Here is a 1,690-nt window from a genome sequence, read left to right on the forward strand (position 1 = left end):
GGGGTGCCGGGCACGCTGTTGGGTGTCTGAGGGTACGGCCGATTGTTGGCTGCCTTCAGTGCCGGCCCCAGTGAACTCCGGTGGTAACCGGGGGTGATGGGTGGTTGGTCGTTGTTTGAGAACTGCACAGTGGACGCGAGCATCTGTGGCCAAGTTTTTAAGGGCGCACGGTGGATGCCTTGGCACCAGGAACCGATGAAGGACGTGGGAGGCCACGATAGTCCCCGGGGAGTCGTCAACCAGGCTTTGATCCGGGGGTTTCCGAATGGGGAAACCCGGCAGTCGTCATGGGCTGTCACCCTTGCCTGAACACATAGGGCAAGTGGAGGGAACGCGGGGAAGTGAAACATCTCAGTACCCGCAGGAAGAGAAAACAACCGTGATTCCGGGAGTAGTGGCGAGCGAAACTGGATGAGGCCAAACCATATGCGTGTGAGACCCGGCAGGGGTTGCGTATGTGGGGTTGTGGGATTTCTCTTTCACGGTCTGCCGGCCGTGAGACGAGTCAGAAACCGTTGATGTAGGCGAAGGACATGCGAAAGGTCCGGCGTAGAGGGTAAGACCCCCGTAGTCGAAACGTCAACGGCTCGTTTGAGAAACACCCAAGTAGCACGGGGCCCGAGAAATCCCGTGTGAATCTGGCGGGACCACCCGCTAAGCCTAAATATTCCCTGGTGACCGATAGCGGATAGTACCGTGAGGGAATGGTGAAAAGTACCGCGGGAGCGGAGTGAAATAGTACCTGAAACCGTGTGCCTACAAGCCGTGGGAGCGTCGCGCATTGAGTTTACTCAGTGCGTCGTGACTGCGTGCCTTTTGAAGAATGAGCCTGCGAGTTTGCGGTGTGTTGCGAGGTTAACCCGTGTGGGGAAGCCGTAGCGAAAGCGAGTCCGAATAGGGCGATTTAGTAGCGCGCTCAAGACCCGAAGCGGAGTGATCTAGCCATGGGCAGGTTGAAGCGGCTGTAAGAGGTCGTGGAGGACCGAACCCACCAGGGTTGAAAACCTGGGGGATGACCTGTGGTTAGGGGTGAAAGGCCAATCAAACTCCGTGATAGCTGGTTCTCCCCGAAATGCATTTAGGTGCAGCGTCGTGTGTTTCTTGCCGGAGGTAGAGCACTGGATAGGCGATGGGCCCTACCGGGTTACTGACCTTAGCCAAACTCCGAATGCCGGTAAGTGAGAGCGCGGCAGTGAGACTGTGGGGGATAAGCTCCATGGTCGAGAGGGAAACAGCCCAGAGCATCGACTAAGGCCCCTAAGCGTACGCTAAGTGGGAAAGGATGTGGAGTCGCACAGACAACCAGGAGGTTGGCTTAGAAGCAGCCACCCTTGAAAGAGTGCGTAATAGCTCACTGGTCTAGTGATTCCGCGCCGACAATGTAGCGGGGCTCAAGCGTACCGCCGAAGTCGTGTCATTGCAGCATGAGGGCCAACGCCCGCTGTGATGGGTAGGGGAGCGTCGTGTGCCGGGTGAAGCCGCGCCGGAAGGCAGTGGTGGACGGTTCACGAGTGAGAATGCAGGCATGAGTAGCGATACACACGTGAGAAACGTGTGCGCCGATTGACTAAGGGTTCCTGGGTCAAGCTGATCTGCCCAGGGTAAGTCGGGACCTAAGGCGAGGCCGACAGGCGTAGTCGATGGATAACCGGTTGATATTCCGGTACCCGCTGTGAAGCGTCAAACATCG

At 57.7% G+C, this 1,690-nt stretch carries 1 rRNA gene (cut by a window edge); it reads left to right on the forward strand.

The features are described 5' to 3' along the window. Positions 1 to 147 precede the first annotated feature (147 nt). Positions 148 to 1,690: ribosomal RNA gene (locus tag ACFVWD_RS57125) — 23S ribosomal RNA — on the forward strand (it continues 1,597 nt past the right edge of the window).

Source organism: Streptomyces sp. NPDC058086 (genome assembly GCF_042885015.1).
GTDB lineage: Bacteria > Actinomycetota > Actinomycetes > Streptomycetales > Streptomycetaceae > Streptomyces.